The organism is Streptomyces sp. NPDC045701 (assembly GCF_056432045.1).
In genome coordinates, this window is the sequence record NZ_JBWKJV010000230.1 from 1 (window position 1) to 1,075 (window position 1,075).

Annotated in this window: 1 protein-coding gene and 1 pseudogene; both read left to right on the forward strand. The window is 67.3% G+C overall.

Annotated elements, in window-relative coordinates; translation table 11 throughout:
* Positions 1–571: FAD-dependent monooxygenase (locus AC07DW_RS34635; RefSeq protein WP_478861553.1), on the forward strand; the 571-nt coding region annotated here is incomplete at its 5' end.
* A pseudogene (locus AC07DW_RS34640) lies at positions 523–624 on the forward strand (hypothetical protein); the annotation flags it as partial. The gene AC07DW_RS34635 and the pseudogene AC07DW_RS34640, both read left to right, overlap by 49 nt.
* Between the last annotated feature and the right edge of the window lie 451 nt (positions 625–1,075).

Genomic DNA, 1,075 nt, shown 5'->3' on the forward strand with positions numbered 1-1,075 from the left:
CTCACGGAACTCCGGCGAGTATTTCTTCGGTGGCGCCACTTCTCCCTCGTTTCTGGTTCAGGGTGATCCTATTGGACCCCTGTCCGGAAACTTCGGGGCACCTCAGGTCGAGGCGCATCCCTCGACGTCGCGCCATCCCAAGGCCCGCGGTGTCTCCGCACGCTCCATGGAGACCTTGCGCAGGGCGGGCCTGCCTGCCGATCAGGTGTTCTTCTACCGCGGCCGGGACCTGGTCGGCCCCGACTACACGCGCACTGGCCTGGGCCCCCAACCTGCCGACGGCGAGGAGAACACCCCCTCCCCTGGGCTCATCTGCTCCCAGGACGTGCTGGAGCCGCTCCTGCTGCAGTACGCGACCGACGTGGCCGACGCACGCATCCAGTTCGGGACGCGCCTGGTGTCGTTCGCCGACCACGGACAGGGTGTGCTGGCCGAGGTCGAAGACTCCCAGACCGGTGCGCGGCTCAGGTGTCGGCGGCCTGGCTGGTGGGCTGCGACGGTGCCGCCAGTACCGTCCGCTCCCTGGCCGGGATCGGGATGGAGGGTCCCACAGGCTTGGGCCGGTACCTGAGTGTCCGGTTTGAGGCACCGCTGGGAGAGGCGGTCGCCGATCGGGCCAGTGCCTCCTACTTCCTCACCGTGGCGGGCCGGGGCGGATTCATGGCCGTGGACAACGACCGCCACTGGATCTACCAGTACCCCATCCCACAGGTCTGTCCGCCCAGGCCCGCTGGCGAGCGGTCACCGCGCCCCACCTCGTCGCCCTCGTCCGATCCGGCGCACGCTTCGAAAAGGGCCACCTCATCGAACAAGAAGAGACCCTCGCAGCATGAACCACACCAACTGATCCACAAGTCTTGACTATTGCTCCACAGGTCTCGGGCACACAGCCACAAGTGGACCTCTCTGATCACGGTTATCTGGCGGATCTGATTCGCACGGCCGCCGGTGTTCCTGGCCTCGAACTGAACCAGTGGTCGCCCGGTACTACAGCCGTGAGTCGCGGTTGCGGTCTCTGCGGTCGCGGGTGGCGTGATGGCTTTGGCGGGCGCGGGTCTGGTGGGTGCGGCGCCAG